The following is a 15,928-nucleotide window of genomic DNA, read 5'->3' as shown; positions in this document are numbered from 1 at the left end:
ATTTTTCTAGTATTTGTCTATCAATTTTAATAGTTCTTTACTATAATATAGATAACGTTCTGTATAAAGAACGTAATGTTCGATGGGAGAGATTAAGATGCTGAAAAGAACGCGTAATTTTAAAAAGATGCTTATATTGCCGTGTATGTGTTCTATTACGTTTTATTTAGGATCTCAAATTATGACGCATACAGAAGCGGCGTTCATTGATGAAACGAAAGTAGAAGCGACGCTTTCTACAGCAATTATATTTCCGAAAACAGTTAATACGTTAAAAGAGCAATCTGAGAAACATAAACAGTTTATTGAGCGTGAGTATGGAACGATGAAGGGGAAATCGAAAGCAACTTCTATTGAAGAAATAAAACAGGCGATTTCTGTATGGCAACAAGGGCGTGAGAAAATTGTTGCTGAGAAGGAAGCTCTGCAAAATGTATATACTGAAATAGAAGCTCCTTACAATCAAATACAAGAAGAATTAAAGGTAAATAAAGATGAGTCGATGCAGCAAGTGTCCATATATGTAAATGAAGGCTTTCGCAGTATCAAAGAGAAGCGTGACTATATTGAGAAAGAAATTAGCTTGAAAGCTATTGATGAGCAAATTCAGGCTCTTCAGCAACAATTAAACGTTGCAATTGAAGCGGAAGGACAAAAGAAAGTAGAAGAACAGAAGAAAGCCGAAGAACAAAAGAAAGCCGAAGAACAGAAAAAAGTAGAAGAACAGAAGAAAGTAGAAGAACAGAAGAAAGTAGAAGAACAGAAAAAAGTAGAAGAGCAAAAGAAAGCGGAAGAACAGAAAAAGCTAGAAGAGCAGAAGAAAGCGGAGGAACTGCTTTAGTGAAACAGCTAGAAAACAAGAATGTGGTGTAAGAGAGGGTGAACGAATAAGCAAGACTAGTAATATTTATACGAGTGTGAGGGAACGTTAGCCCTCACCTCTTTGTTTTTCTTTTTTCTTATAGTATTAAATGATTTGAGTGTGAAAAAAGTTATAAATTATCATCATTTTTTCTGAAAAGTCTAAATAATATTGAGAAATAAAAATAACTGAAAATATTAATAAATATGTGTTGTGTTTATATAGGGTTGTTCGTTATAATGAACATAAGGTTTTTAAAAAAGAACACATATTAGCTAAGCTAATATAGTTTTCTTTACATCTCTTATTGAAAAATAAGTGATAAAAATATAAAAAAAAGCTAGGGGGAATTGATTGTGAGTCTGAAAAAGAAATTAGGTATGGGAGTTGCATCAGCAGCATTGGGGTTAGCTTTAATTGGTGGAGGAACATTTGCATTCTTTAGCGATAAAGAAGTATCAAACAATACATTTGCAGCTGGGACGTTAGACCTTACATTAAACCCTAAGACGCTTGTAGATATTAAAGATTTAAAACCAGGGGATTCTGTTAAGAAAGAGTTCTTATTACAAAACAGCGGTTCGTTAACTATTAAAGATGTTAAATTAGCAACAAAGTATACTGTTAAAGATGCAAAAGGTGATAATGCTGGTGAAGACTTTGGTAAGCACGTTAAAGTAAAATTCCTTTGGAACTGGGATAAACAAAGTGAGCCTGTATACGAAACAACTTTAGCAGACTTACAAAAAGTTGATCCAGATCTTTTAGCTAAAGACATCTTTGCTCCTGAGTGGGGAGAAAAGGGTGGATTAGCAGCTGGTACAGAGGATTATCTATGGGTACAATTTGAATTTGTAGATAATGGAAAAGATCAAAATATCTTCCAAGGTGATACATTGAATTTAGAATGGACATTCAATGCTAACCAAGAAGCTGGGGAAGAAAAATAATAAAAAAGCGGGTATCCCCCGCTTTTTTTATAAAGAAAAAGAAGTGCTACTTGTAAGCACTTCTTTCTATTTATTATTTTGCTTCCACTTTGTAAATTCAAGAAATTCACGAAATTGTTCTTTGGAGACACCAGAGTTCATTGCATCTTTAACGAGTTGTGTCCATTCGGAGTCTAGGTTAGTTTCCTTTGTTGTTTCATCATGAAGTAAAGTATCAACTGGAATTTGTAGAACTGCTGCGATCTTTTCAAGAAACTGAATGGAAGGGTTTTTTTGTAAATTTCGTTCTATAGAACTAATGTAAGATTTAGCAACGCCAGCTTTTTCGGCAAGTTCAGTTAATGAAATCCCTTTTTGTAAACGAAGGCGTTTTATACGTTCTCCAATCATATTTGCGCACCTTTCTATCAATATGTAGTTGTCTTATGATGTCATTATTATAACATAAACTTCGTTAAAAAGAACAAACCTATTGAGCCTGACTGGATGGCTTCATACGTTGGAAAAATTGCTCGATGTCTTGCATGGCGATACCAGCATCTAGAGCTTCAAGTATTAAATCAATCCATTCTTGATCCAGTGCGTCTGTCTTATCTTTGTACAAATGTAATTCCTCCCTAATTATCGGTCATAATTGCTGCTACAGAATACATGATAATGCAATCGGATTTTGTGTTTTATATAGTGAATTATCAAATATTGTGTAGATGAAACAAAGATAAAATCCCCATTAAACTCCCTCTATGGAAATTATAAATTGTTCGATAAAAACTTTCAATATTTTCAGAAAACATTGTTGAATTGTGATATATTCGTATGCTAACTATGAAATTTTTACAAATATATTAAAAATATTACATAATATGACTAAATATTGAAAAAATATTGAATTTTTAATAAAATTCAATTTGTAATACATATTATTTATTAGGGGAGGAAATAAGGGATGAACAAGAAACCGTTCAAAGTTTTGTCATCAATCGCTTTAACAGCTGTATTAGGCCTTTCATTCGGGGCTGGCACTCAATCTGCATATGCTGAAACGCCTGCGAATAAAACGGCTACGAGCCCAGTTGATGATCACTTAATTCCGGAAGAACGTTTAGCAGATGCGCTAAAAAAACGTGGGGTAATTGATTCGTCAGCTTCAGAGAAAGAAACAAAGAAAGCTGTCGAAAAGTATGTAGAGAACAAAAAGGGTGAAAATCCTGGGAAAGAAGTACCGAATGGGGATCAACTTACGAAAGAAGCATCTGATTTTTTAAAGAAAGTGAAAGATGCGAAAGCAGACACGAAAGAAAAATTAGATAACCCTGCAACAGGAACACCTGCAGCGACAGGCCCAGTTAAAGGCGGTCTAAATGGTAAAGTACCAACTTCTCCAGCGAAACAAAAAGACTATAACGGTGATGTACGTAAAGATAAAGTACTCGTTTTACTTGTAGAGTACGCTGACTTTAAACATAATAATATCGACAAAGAGCCTGGATATATGTATTCTAACGATTTTAATAAAGAACATTATGAAAAAATGTTATTCGGCAACGAGCCGTTTACATTAGATGATGGAAGTAAAATTGAAACGTTTAAACAATATTACGAAGAGCAATCTGGTGGTAGTTACACAGTGGACGGAACAGTTACAAAATGGTTAACAGTTCCTGGTAAAGCTGCTGATTACGGTGCAGATGCTGCTAGCGGCGGTCATGATAATAAAGGACCAAAAGGCCCACGTGATTTAGTAAAAGATGCATTAAAAGCAGCTGTAGATAGCGGTCTTGATCTATCAGAGTTTGATCAATTTGATCAATATGATGTAAATGGTGATGGAAATAAAAATCAACCGGATGGTTTAATTGATCACTTAATGATTATTCATGCAGGTGTTGGACAAGAAGCAGGTGGTGGTAAATTAGGTGATGATGCAATTTGGTCACATCGCTGGACAGTTGGACCAAAGCCATTCGCAATTGAAGGTACACAAGCGAAAGTTCCATATTGGGGTGGAAAGATGGCAGCGTTCGACTACACAATTGAACCAGAGGATGGAGCAGTTGGTGTATTCGCGCATGAATATGGTCATGATTTAGGTTTACCAGATGAGTATGATACACAATATAGCGGTGCTGGTGAGCCAATTCAAGCTTGGTCTATCATGAGTGGCGGAAGCTGGGCTGGTAAAATTGCAGGTACAACACCAACGAGCTTATCACCACAAAATAAAGAGTTTTTCCAAAAAACAATCGGCGGTAACTGGGCAAATATCGTAGAAGTAGATTACGAGAAATTAAATAAAGGTATCGGTCTAGCGACATATTTGGATCAAAGTGTTACGAAATCTAACCGTCCAGGTATGATTCGTGTTAACTTACCAGACAAAGATATAAAAACAATTGAGCCGGCATTCGGAAAACAGTATTACTACAGCACAAAAGGTGATGATCTTCATACGAAGATGGAAACACCACTGTTCGATTTAACAAATGCAACGACTGCAAAATTTGACTTCAAATCATTATATGAAATTGAAGCAGAGTATGATTTCCTTGAAGTACACGCTGTAACGGAAGATGGTCAACAAACGTTAATTGAAAGACTTGGTGAGAAAGCAAATAGTGGAAATGCAGATTCGACAAATGGAAAATGGATTGACAAATCATATGATTTAAGCCAGTTCAAAGGTAAGAAAGTAAAATTAACATTTGATTACATTACTGATGGTGGTTTAGCATTAAATGGTTTCTTACTTGATAATGCTTCATTAACAGTAGATGATAAAGTAGTATTCTCTGATGACGCAGAAGGTACGCCACAATTCAAATTAGATGGTTTTGCTGTTTCTAACGGAACAGAGAAGAAAAGCCATAACTACTATGTTGAGTGGAGAAACTATGCTGGTTCAGATAACGCGTTAAAATTTGCACGTGGTCCAGTATATAACGCTGGTATGGTCGTATGGTATGCAGATTCAGCTTACACAGATAACTGGGTAGGTGTACATCCAGGACACGGTTTCCTAGGTGTAGTTGATTCTCATCCAGAAGCAATTGTAGGAACTTTAAATGGTAAACCGACAGTGGAAAGTAGTACACGATTCCAAATCGCAGATGCGGCGTTCTCATTCGATAAAACGCCAGCTTGGAAAGTTGTATCTCCAACGCGTGGAACGTATACGTATGATGGTTTAGCAGGTGTACCGAAGTTTGATGATTCTAAAACGTATATTAATCAACAGATTCCAGATGCAGGACGTATTTTACCGAAGCTTGGTCTGAAGTTTGAAGTAGTAGGACAAGCTGATGATAATTCTGCAGGTGCTGTTCGTTTATATCGTTAATACTGTAAAACTACCGAGAGATTTTCTTTCGGTAGTTTTTTTGTGAGCAATGAATTTTATATAGCTGAAAAAGTCATATATAATGTAACCTTAAGAATAAAAATTTGTTATATATGAAGTCTATATAAATAATGAAAGAATTGGATAAAAATAGTGGGAGAAGGTGAGTGAATGAGTATTTCCTCTATTGTAAGTAGGCAAAAGGAATATTTTTTAAAAGGGCATACGAGAAGCATCGAAATGCGAAAGAATAATTTGAAGAAGCTTTATGAAGGCATTCAGCGTTTTGAAGAAGAAATATTTCAGGCATTGAAATTAGATTTAAATAAGTCAGTTCACGAGTCGTTTACAACGGAAGTTGGATATGTATTAAAAGAAATTTCCTTTCAATTGAAACATATTTCATCGTGGAGTAAACCGAAACGAGTTCGAACAGCACTTACTCATTTTGGATCAAAAGGAAAAGTAGTGCCAGAACCGTATGGTGTGACGCTTATTATTGCACCGTGGAACTATCCTTTTCAATTAGCAATTGCACCACTTGTAGGAGCACTGGCAGCTGGAAATACAATCGTTTTAAAGCCGTCAGAGTTAACACCAAGCGTTTCAAAAGTGCTTAAGAGAATGTTAGATGAATTATTCCCAGAAGAGCTTGTAGCGGTAGTAGAAGGTGGCGTTGAAGAGAGTACATCTTTGCTGAGGGAACCATTTGATTATATTTTCTTTACTGGTAGTGTTGGCGTTGGAAAAGTTGTAATGGAAGCAGCAGCGAAACAGTTGACGCCGCTCACTTTAGAACTTGGCGGGAAAAGTCCTTGTATTGTACATAAAGATGCAAAGATAGAGATGACAGCAAGAAGAATTGTTTGGGGTAAGTTTTTAAATGCAGGGCAGACGTGTGTAGCGCCAGATTATATGTATGTGCATTCTTCCGTGAAAGAAAAGCTAATTGAGGCACTGCGACATGAAATTATAGAGCAGTATAGTAAAGAACCTTTGCAAAATGAAAATTATGTGCGTATTGTAAGTGAGCGTCATTTTGAACGATTATGTGGATTTTTACAAGATGGTCAAGTCGTAATTGGTGGAAACTATAAGAAAGATACATTACATATTGAACCGACAGTACTAGCGGATATTACATGGAAAGATACTGTTATGGAAGATGAAATTTTTGGTCCGATTTTACCAATCATAGAGTACGACAACATAGAAGATGTAATTGGCACAATCCAGCAACATCCGAAGCCGTTAGCGTTATATGTATTTTCTGAAGATAAAGAAGTACAAAAGAAAGTGACGAGTAATATTTCATATGGTGGAGGCTGTATTAATGATGTTGTTTATCATCTTGCCACGCCATATTTACCTTTTGGGGGTGTTGGAAGTAGTGGATTAGGGGGTTATCATGGGAAAGAAAGTTTTCGGACTTTTTCACATTATAAAAGCATTTTAGCCCAATCTACAGCATTCGACATGAAAATTCGTTACTCTTCTACAAAAAGTGCTTTAAAATTCATACGAAAGTTGTTAAAATGATGATGGTGTTTATCAGTAGGCGTAGCCGTATGATAATAGCCCCTTCGCAATGGAAGGGGTTTTTCTGTTCGACGTTATGTATCATGCGAAAATGAATCAAACATACTACATAAAGAATAGAAACGAACGCTTGTTAAATAACCATTTTTGTTTGGATCGAAACAAAAAATAGTCTATAGAACATAAATATTTATTCATGAATATAAAAATTTAAAATTTAAGGTAGATAGGACGGGAAAATGAAAAAGATTATTAAAGTTGAAGCAGTTGAAAAACATTTTGGAAATCAAGTGATTATCCCACCTCTTTCTTTAGATATTAAAGAGGGAGAGTTTTTAACAATTTTAGGGCCGAGTGGCTGCGGGAAAACGACTTTACTTCGTATGATCGCAGGATTTGAAACTCCAACTAAAGGGAATCTTTTATTAGATGATGAAAGAATTAACGATTTGCCGCCATATAAGCGTCATATGAACCTAGTGTTCCAACATTACGCACTATTCCCACATATGACAGTAGAGAAGAATATTTGTTTTGGTATGAAAATGCAGAAAGTATCAGCAGCAGAGCAGAAAGAGCGTGCTGAAGAGGCAATGCGTTTAACGCAGTTACTTGAGTTCCGTAATCGTAAACCTGCGAAGCTTTCTGGTGGACAACAGCAGCGTGTTGCGATTGCAAGAGCGATTGTAAATAATCCGCGTGTATTACTATTAGATGAGCCACTTGGAGCGCTTGACTTTAAGTTACGAAAAGACTTGCAACGTGAATTGAAAAACTTACAACGTAATTTAGGAATTACGTTCATATACGTAACGCACGATCAAGAAGAAGCAATGAGCATGAGCGATCGTATTGTCGTTATGAATAAAGGACATATCGAACAAATCGGAACGCCGAAAGAAATTTATAATAAGCCGAAAACATTGTTCGTTGCGACATTCATCGGTGAAAATAATATTGTGAAGAACGGGGAAGGCTATGTAGCAATTCGCCCTGAAAATGTAAAAGTACGTTCGGTTGAAGAACCAATTTTAAAAGAATACCATCTTGGACATATTGAAGATATTGAGTTTGTCGGAAATATGGAGAAGCTTTATGTACGTGATGAGAAAACATCAGAATTACTAATGGCATATCAAACTGCTGAAGAGGCAGTGCAGTGGAGCATTGGAGATAATGTATATGTAGGCTGGGAGCAAGAGGACGAGGTGACCTTAAATTGAAAAAAGGGAAATTACTCGCACTACCTACAGTCGCGTGGCTGCTAATTTTCTTCCTAATCCCGCTCGTATTCGTATTAGGATTCGCCTTCATGCAGCGCGGAGCTTACGGGACAGTAGAAATGCAATTTACGCTGGAGAATATATCCCGTGTATTTGATCCATTGTACTTAGGAACGTTATGGGAAACTGTTAAGATCGCAGTTATTACAACAGTAATATGTTTATTAATTGGTTATCCGTTTGCGTATACAATTACAATTGTTGACCGCAAATACCGCTCTATTCTTTTATTATTGGCAACGATCCCGTTTTGGATTAACTTTCTTGTTCGTTCATACGCATGGATTGTTATTTTACGTTCACAAGGTCTTGTGAATACGTTGTTATTAAAGCTTGGCATTATTAGTGAACCGTTAAATTTATTATATAATACTCCTTCTGTAATACTCGGAATGGTCTATTCTTTATTACCATTTATGATTTTACCAGTGTATGCAGCAATTGAGCAGCTGGATAAGCGTAAGCTAGAAGCGGCTTATGATTTAGGAGCAACACCAATAAAGGCATTTTGGAATATAACAGTGCCGATGACGATGTCAGGAATTGCGACTGGTTCTATTTTAGTATTCGTTTCTTCTATCGGAATGTTTGTTGTATCAGACGTGATGGGCGGATCGAAAGTAGCATTAATCGGAAACGTTATTCAAAATCAATTCTTAGGTGCACGTGACTGGCCGTTTGGATCTGCGTTATCGATTATCGTTGTTCTATTCTCTGTTCTGTTAATTTACTTATATTATCGTGCAACGAAAGTATATAAATATAATGAGAACGGAGGGGAATAGGCAAAGATGAAGAAGTTTTTAGTTTCTTATTCTTGGTTGATTTTGTTATTCTTGTATTTTCCAATGATGGTTTTAATGGTCTATTCTTTCAACGACTCTCGCATTAATGCGGAGTGGGAAGGTTTTACATTCCATTGGTATACAGATTTATTTCAAAAACAAGATGTTATTGATGCATTTGTAAATAGTATTACGATTGCAGTTATAACAACGATTGTGACAACAGTACTTGGTGTATTCTTTGCAATTGCTTTGCATCGTTATAAATATCGTTTCGAAGGGGCTATTAATGGCCTTGTATATTTACCAATTTTAATTCCTGATATTTTAATGGGATTATCTTTACTAATTCTTTTCAGTCAGTTAGGAATGGAACTTGGACAAACAACGATTATTATTGCACATATTACATTTAGTATTTCGTTTGTTGTTGTTATTTTAGCTGCGCGTCTTTCAAGTATGGGACGTGACTTAGAAGAAGCTGCAAATGATCTAGGAGCAACGCCTTGGCAAACGTTTCGTTATGTAACGTTCCCAGCAATTGCACCGGGAGTTATTTCGGCAGCATTATTAACATTCACATTATCAATTGATGATTTTGTAATTAGTTTCTTCGTATCAGGACCAGGATCAACAACATTGCCACTATACATCTACAGTATGGTTAAGCGCGGAGTATCACCAGAAATTAATGCTCTTTCTACAATTTTAATTGTTGCTATCGTAGGATTAATGGTTTTATCTGAAATCTTCCGGAACAAAGGTGCAGATGGTGAAGAAAACTCTGGAGGACACCTTCCTTTATAATACGAACGATATAGAAAGTACAAGGGGGTAATAAACCGATGAAATTAATGAAAAGAATAGCTGGCGCAGCAATTAGCTTTAGCCTTGTTGCTGGTGTGCTTGCTGGTTGTGGTGAAAAGAAAGAAGAATTAAATATTTATAGTTGGGCTGACAATTTTGATGAGCAAGTGCTAAAAGATTTTGAAAAGAAGTATAATGTGAAAATTAACTATGACAAGTACGCAAGTAATGAAGAAATGCTTGCGAAATTACAAGCTGGTGGCGCAAAGTATGACTTAATTCAGCCGTCGGATTACATGGTTAAAACAATGGCGAAAATGGACTTATTAGCTCCGTTAGATAAAAAGAATATCCCGAATATCGAAAATATGGTTTCTAATTTTAAAACACCTGCGTTTGATCCAGAGAATAAATATTCTTTAGTGTACACTTGGGGTGTAACAGGGATTGCATATAATAAAAAGTATGTGAAAGAAGCACCTACAAGCTGGGCGGACTTATGGAATGAGAAATATAAAGGACATGTAACGTTACTGAACGATTCTCGTGAAGTATTAGGAGTGGGTCTTAAGAAGCACGGGTTCTCAAACAGTACGAAAGACGATGCACAATTAAAGACAGCAGCAGATGATTTAAAGAAGCTGCTTCCAAACTTATTAGCATTTGATACAGATAACATTAAACAAAAATTCATTACAGAAGATGCTTGGATCGGAACAGTTTGGTCTGGAGATGCAGCATTTATCGCAAAAGATAATAAAGATGTAGAATATGTTGTACCAAAAGAAGGCGGCACAATTTGGGCTGATACGTTAGCAATTCCAAAAGGTGCAAAACATAAAGAGCTTGCTGAGAAATTTATGAACTACTTACTAGATGAAAAAGTAAGTGTGAAAAACTACGAGTCAATTGGTTACAGTAATCCAAATGAAAAAGCTCATCCTCTTCATAGTAAAGAATACCGTGATAATCACATGATTTTCTTAACGAAAGAAGAGTTAGATCGTACAGAATGGCTTGTTGATGTAGACGATAAGTTAAAAGACTATGATCGTTACTGGACAGAGCTAAAAACAAAAGGTAAATAAGCAAGGAAATGCGGTTTCTAAAGTAGAAATCGCATTTTTTCATAGTAGGAGGAAATCGTTTGAAGAAGAAGTTACATCAGTATGAGGTAATGTGTATCGGTTTGTTATTTGCTGTATTTGGTATTGTTGCTTGGCGCGTACATGCAGGTGGCGTTACAGTGATGGATACATATGTCCGTGGATTAGTAAGAGGGCTACAAACGGAAAGTTCTCTTACATTTTTCTCGTACTTTACAAAATTGGGATCAGCAATTGGGATAGTCGCTACGCTCGTTATAAGTTTGCTTGTTTTTTGGAAGAAGCGTTATTATGCTGCGATGATTGTATATCCAATGGGAATTTTAATAACACATCTTGTGAATAAAGGGATAAAAGAGATTGTAAAGAGAGAACGTCCGTCATTAAATGAAGCGCTAGATGCACTTGGGTATAGTTTTCCTAGTGGACATGCAATGTTATCGATTATGACATTTGGATTTCTTACTTATATCATTGCTGCTAATTTGAAAAGCGTAGCTGGGAAATGTGTCACAACGATTTTGATGGGGATAGTAATTCTGTCGATTGGATTAAGTAGAGTCATTTTAAATGTACATTACCCAACTGATATTTTAGCTGGTTACTGCGTAGGTGGTATTTTGTTAATTATCGCGATTTACTACCATCGTTTACTTACTGAGAGATTAGGGCTTAATAAAGAGAGATAGAAAAACGTCTGGAAAAACTATTATTATAGTTTTTCCAGACGTTTTTTGTTTATATCAAGATGTGATACAGTATAAGTGACAATTGAATTATGTAAAGTAGGTGAAAATGTGTGAAGACAAATGTACATAAAGTTGATAAGTGGGGGAAGTTAGGAGCCTTTTTGTATCAGTTTCGTTATACAGTAATTGTAGCGTTACTGTTGCTCGCAATCGCACTTGGGATTTTTGCTCCAAAGCTACCGGGAGTATTAGGTGGTGACGGTTTCCAAACGGAAGGCGACTATCAAAAAACAAAAGAAATTTTAGATAAAGATTTTAAGAAGTCTCAAGATACTCTGCTGCTCGTTTTTGAGAAAAATAAAGATGCTTCGCATGAGGAATTTAAAAAGCGAATAAATGAAATTGTAAAGAATGTTCAAGAGAAAGAGAACTATGAATCTTTCCATCACCCAATCCAAAATAAAGAAATGCTACAAGATGACATCGGCTATGCGACAATTTTATTTTCCGGGAAAACAAATAAGGAACGAATGGAAAAGACATTACAATTTGCTGATGAGATTGAGAAAGAAAGTAATATAGCATTAAAAGTAACACCTACAGGGTTTCCGAAAATTAATAAAGAGATTAATGAAAGAACGCAAAATGATTTAAAAGTAGCAGAGATGATTGGATTACCAATTGCGTTTCTTGTATTACTATTTTCGTTTGGTAGTCTTTTGGCATCAATTTTACCGATTTTGAATGGGGCGCTTAGTGTTATTAGTACGATGGGTATATTGTATTTCATCGGTGTTGATAAAGAACTATCTATTTTCGTGTTAAACGTTGCACCGATGATTGGACTTGCATTATCTATTGATTTTGCGCTATTATTTGTGAACCGTTTTCGAGAGGAAGTTGCTAAACGAACGGTAAAAGAAGCGATAGCAATTACATATCAAACGGCAGGACGTGCGATTGTATTTTCAGGATTATGCGTATTTGTTGGGTTATCCGGTTTGTTTTTCTTTAAGATAGATTATATTCAATCTGTCGCGATTAGCGGAATGATTGTTGTCATTATGAGTATTTTATTCTCATTCACACTTCTTCCAGCACTATTATCGTTAATCGGTAAAAGAATATTAAAAAAGAATCAAGTAGCACATACGCCGGCAAAAGCATGGCGTAAATTTGCACGATTTGTGATGAAACATCCAATTGCAATGATTATTGTTGTTACAACATTTATTGTTATTTGCTTATTACCGTTACGTACAGCTAATTTGCAGTTCCCTGGTGTTGAAGCTTTACCTGAAAAGAGTGATACAAGGATTGCATATGAAAAGTATGAAGAAGCATTTAATGAAACTGTCAAAACACACGCTGATGTTACATTAGTTGTAGAGACGAAAAAAGATATGAAAGAAAAAGAAAGTCTACAAAAGATAGAAGAAGTCGTTCAAAAGTTAAAAGATGATAAGAAAGTACATGAAGTAAGAAGTTTATACGACGGGTTAACTGGAATGAAAGCAGATCAAGTTGTTGGAATGTTGCAGTCGCCAGAATCAGCGAAACTAACTCCTGTATTTGAAGCATACACGCAAGGGAATAAGACGACGATAGAAATCTTTTTGAAAACAAAACCACGTACAGAGACTGCAAAACAGTGGGTACGTGACTTTAAAAAGAACTATAAAGAAACGGATGTTACGTATTATCTAGGCGGAATGACGACGTTTCAACAAGAATTAGAAGATGAAATTAAAGATAAAGTTGTAATTGGTATGTCTGTTATATTTGGATCGACCTTTGTTATATTATTATTTGCATTCCGATCTATACTCATTCCAATTAAGGCAATTGTTATGAATATACTTAGTTTAAGTGCAACCATTGGAATTGTTGTTTGGTTATTTGAAGGTGGTCATTTCGGTTTAGAAGCAAGTCCGGTTCTGTTTGTCTTACCAATCTTCATTTTTGGCCTCGTATTTGGGCTTAGTATGGATTATGAAGTATTTCTTATTTCACGTATTCATGAGCTCTATGAAGAAACAGGAGATAACGATCAAGCAACGTTAGAAGGGCTCGTTTCAACAAGTAGAATTATTACATCAGCTGCTTTAATAATGATTGTTGTAACTGGTGCATTCGCATTTACTGATATTTTACCAGTAAAGCAGATGGGTCTTGGCGTTGCATTAGCAATATTTCTTGATGCAACAATTATTCGTCTTATGCTCGTACCAAGCTTAATGAAGTTATTTGGAGACTGGAACTGGTGGTTACCATTTCGAAAAAAAAGAGAAAAAGCATCATAAAAAATGCTCATCAATATGATGAGCATTTTTTATGAATAGCAAAGCCTACATTTTGCAAATAGTATGTGATAAGAACATTACATAATAAGTAGGTGAAGGCAATGTTTCGTTATTTTAAGTTTAAGTTAAATGATACAGTACAGTTTGCCGAGAACGATGGGCATATGTATCGCATTGTCGGTTATCGGTTAGAAAAAGGGTTTTATCCAAAAGATGAATGGACTCATATCATTTATGAACTACTTAGAGAATTTGACGGATATACGATGGATGCAGAAGAGGAAGAACTTGTAAAGGTCGTTCAAGTAGAGGATGAGTATTACAAAATACAAGAAGTATCAGGTTATCGCTATCCAGTAAAAATGAAACAAAAACAACAAGTGATGAAAATAGAAAAGATGGACGATTTATTAGATGCTTACAATGATTATAAAAGGTTGGCGGATTTCTTTAAAGATTTATCGTATGAACAAAAAGCTGAAGAAGTATTGTTAGAAATGAAAAGACTTAGAGCTTGAGGGGCAGTCTATTATAAGACTGTCCTCTATTTTTGACGGTGCATCAAAGTGTGTTTTCCGTTACAATGAGAGAATCAATAGAAATAAGGTGATAAACAGTATGGAAACAAAGAAAAAGGGTGAATGGTGTGAAATTACCGTTCCAGCTAAATGGAATGGTATAAGTATTGAATCGGTATTAAAAGTAGAATGGGAAATACCGAAAAAGCTATTACATCAGCTTCGTATGGAAAAAGGTGTTACGGTTAACGGGGAACAAAGAAGATGGAATGAGCTTTTAAAAGAGAACGATAAGTTACAAGTCCATATGTTTGCGGAGGAAGAGTACGGTGTAGATCCAGAATATGGTGAATTACATGTAGTATACGAAGATGATCACGTACTTATCGTAAATAAACCAGAGCAAATGGACACGCACCCTGCTGAAAAAGGTGGAACCGGGACGCTTGCAAATCTTGTTGCTTTTCATTTTCAAATGCAAGGTTTAGAGACGAAGGTGCGTCATATTCATCGTTTAGATAAAGATACGACAGGTGGTGTCGTGTTTGCTAAGCATAGAATTGCTGGTTCAATTATGGATCGCTTATTAATGGAAAGAAAAATTAAAAGAACGTACGCAGCGCTCGTTGAAGGGAAAGTAAAGAAGAAAAAAGGAAAGATTGATGCTGCTATCGGAAGGGATCGCCATCATGCTACAAGGCGTCGTATTTCTCCAAAAGGTGACCAAGCTATCACATATTATAAAGTAGAAAAGTATTTTAAGAAGCAAAACACGACTTTCGTAACGTTACAATTAGAAACGGGTAGAACACATCAAATTCGTGTTCATATGAGTCATAATGGTAATCCATTAGTTGGGGATGTATTATATGGTGGACAAACAAAATATATGTCCAGTCAAGCATTGCATGCGATGAAGATAAATTTCTTGCATCCAATTACGAAAGAAGCGATTGAAGTTGATGTGCCGTTTCCTACAAAGTTAAATAATAAAATAAAAGAATTTCAAAAAGAAAATGCGTAAAGTATAAGTTTTAACTTGAAAAAAGTAGATTTTTGCAGGGATTTCTCTAAAAGAAGCGAAGCCGTTAAGAGAAAAGAGAGGTGAGAATCACTTGATTAAATATAAGTATGTACTGGGAATATTTTTCGCTTGTCTTTTACTTACTCTATTTCTCTATCCCTATTTACCAAATCGTATGGCAGTACATTGGAATGTAAATGGTCAGCCAAACGAGTTTATGAGTAAACAAGTCGTTGTAGCATTTATTCCCTGTTTTATTATTTTTTCATATGGATTTTTGTATATTATTTCACATAATATATTTAAGTTTAATGAAAGAGAGCATGGTATTATAGGCGGATTTATAAAGAAAATTACGTTATTTATGTTGTTTATTCATACGCTTATCCTCTTTATTAATTTTGGGGATTTGATATCCTTTCAAACAGGATTAACGATTGGGATTAGTATGTTTCTTTTTATGCTGAGTAAAGAATTTAAGAAAATAAAAGGCAAAGAAAAAGAAAAAGATCCAATTAAATTACAAAAAATTTGTTTAGTGAGTAGACGGATTTTTCAAGTGATGGCATGTGGCATATTGTTTTCATTGTTTTTGAACTTAGAGTGGGGATTTTATGTATTGCTTAGTGTAATAAGCTGTGGATCTATGTTGTTTATGTTATATATTTTCTATTCATACATAATAGAAAGCTATGAAACTTAAAAAAGAGTCTTCTCATTATGAG

General features: G+C 35.3%; 15 protein-coding genes. 13 read left to right on the top strand and 2 right to left on the bottom strand.

Features of this window, described 5'->3' with window-relative positions; all coding sequences use genetic code 11:
• Positions 1-82: 82 nt before the first annotated feature.
• Together ACUN13_RS09035 and calY are read left to right on the top strand one after the other, a co-directional pair.
• Positions 83-841, top strand: coding sequence for a DUF4047 domain-containing protein (locus ACUN13_RS09035; protein WP_445423758.1), 759 nt, complete (start codon positions 83-85; stop codon positions 839-841).
• Positions 842-1,218: 377 nt separating this feature from the next.
• Positions 1,219-1,812: a biofilm matrix protein CalY gene (calY, locus tag ACUN13_RS09030; protein WP_000053714.1), complete on the top strand. Its 594-nt coding sequence runs from the start codon at positions 1,219-1,221 to the stop codon at positions 1,810-1,812.
• A 66-nt stretch (positions 1,813-1,878) separates the two neighbouring features.
• On the opposite strand, the gene ACUN13_RS09025 is transcribed toward calY, so the two are convergent.
• Entirely contained in the window at positions 1,879-2,202 is a 324-nt protein-coding gene (locus tag ACUN13_RS09025) for a helix-turn-helix domain-containing protein (protein ID WP_000578884.1), read from the bottom strand.
• A gap of 79 nt (positions 2,203-2,281) precedes the next feature.
• A complete protein-coding gene (locus ACUN13_RS09020; RefSeq protein ID WP_000276219.1) occupies positions 2,282-2,416 on the bottom strand; it encodes an anti-repressor SinI family protein in 135 nt (44 codons plus the stop codon).
• A 342-nt stretch (positions 2,417-2,758) separates the two neighbouring features.
• Here ACUN13_RS09020 and inhA1 point away from each other — a divergent pair, with 342 nt between their 5' ends.
• From inhA1 to ACUN13_RS08965, 11 genes are all read left to right on the top strand, one after another.
• Positions 2,759-5,149: a M6 family metalloprotease immune inhibitor InhA1 gene (gene inhA1 / locus ACUN13_RS09015; RefSeq protein ID WP_001035936.1), complete on the top strand. Its 2,391-nt coding sequence runs from the start codon at positions 2,759-2,761 to the stop codon at positions 5,147-5,149.
• A gap of 171 nt (positions 5,150-5,320) precedes the next feature.
• Positions 5,321-6,688 (top strand): aldehyde dehydrogenase, encoded by a 1,368-nt coding sequence (locus ACUN13_RS09010; RefSeq protein WP_000028378.1) that lies wholly within the window; start codon positions 5,321-5,323, stop codon positions 6,686-6,688.
• A gap of 239 nt (positions 6,689-6,927) precedes the next feature.
• A complete protein-coding gene (potA, locus tag ACUN13_RS09005; protein WP_000720334.1) occupies positions 6,928-7,911 on the top strand; it encodes a spermidine/putrescine ABC transporter ATP-binding protein PotA in 984 nt (327 codons plus the stop codon).
• The gene (gene potB / locus ACUN13_RS09000) at positions 7,908-8,756 is read left to right on the top strand and encodes a spermidine/putrescine ABC transporter permease PotB (protein WP_000715500.1); all 849 of its coding nucleotides are present in this window, start codon (positions 7,908-7,910) and stop codon (positions 8,754-8,756) included. Before potA ends, potB begins: the two co-directional genes overlap by 4 nt.
• Positions 8,757-8,762: 6 nt before the next feature.
• Positions 8,763-9,563, top strand: coding sequence for a spermidine/putrescine ABC transporter permease PotC (gene potC / locus ACUN13_RS08995; protein WP_000714192.1), 801 nt, complete (start codon positions 8,763-8,765; stop codon positions 9,561-9,563).
• A gap of 38 nt (positions 9,564-9,601) precedes the next feature.
• Entirely contained in the window at positions 9,602-10,651 is a 1,050-nt protein-coding gene (gene potD, locus ACUN13_RS08990) for a spermidine/putrescine ABC transporter substrate-binding protein PotD (protein ID WP_000772485.1), read from the top strand.
• A gap of 59 nt (positions 10,652-10,710) precedes the next feature.
• Complete coding sequence (locus ACUN13_RS08985) at positions 10,711-11,358, top strand: phosphatase PAP2 family protein (RefSeq protein ID WP_000727792.1); 648 nt, start codon at positions 10,711-10,713, stop codon at positions 11,356-11,358.
• 110 nt (positions 11,359-11,468) lie between these two features.
• Positions 11,469-13,661, top strand: a complete 2,193-nt coding sequence (locus ACUN13_RS08980) for an MMPL family transporter (RefSeq protein WP_025687756.1) — start codon at positions 11,469-11,471, stop codon at positions 13,659-13,661.
• Positions 13,662-13,762: 101 nt separating this feature from the next.
• A complete protein-coding gene (locus ACUN13_RS08975; protein ID WP_000490301.1) occupies positions 13,763-14,179 on the top strand; it encodes a hypothetical protein in 417 nt (138 codons plus the stop codon).
• A 100-nt stretch (positions 14,180-14,279) separates the two neighbouring features.
• Complete coding sequence (locus ACUN13_RS08970) at positions 14,280-15,203, top strand: RluA family pseudouridine synthase (protein WP_000448349.1); 924 nt, start codon at positions 14,280-14,282, stop codon at positions 15,201-15,203.
• Between the two features lie 91 nt (positions 15,204-15,294).
• Positions 15,295-15,906, top strand: a complete 612-nt coding sequence (locus tag ACUN13_RS08965; protein WP_006917704.1) for a DUF1648 domain-containing protein — start codon at positions 15,295-15,297, stop codon at positions 15,904-15,906.
• Positions 15,907-15,928 lie beyond the last annotated feature (22 nt).

The organism is Bacillus cereus group sp. Bce041, from assembly GCF_052646455.1.
This window is presented reverse-complemented; position numbering and strand designations above follow the sequence as displayed.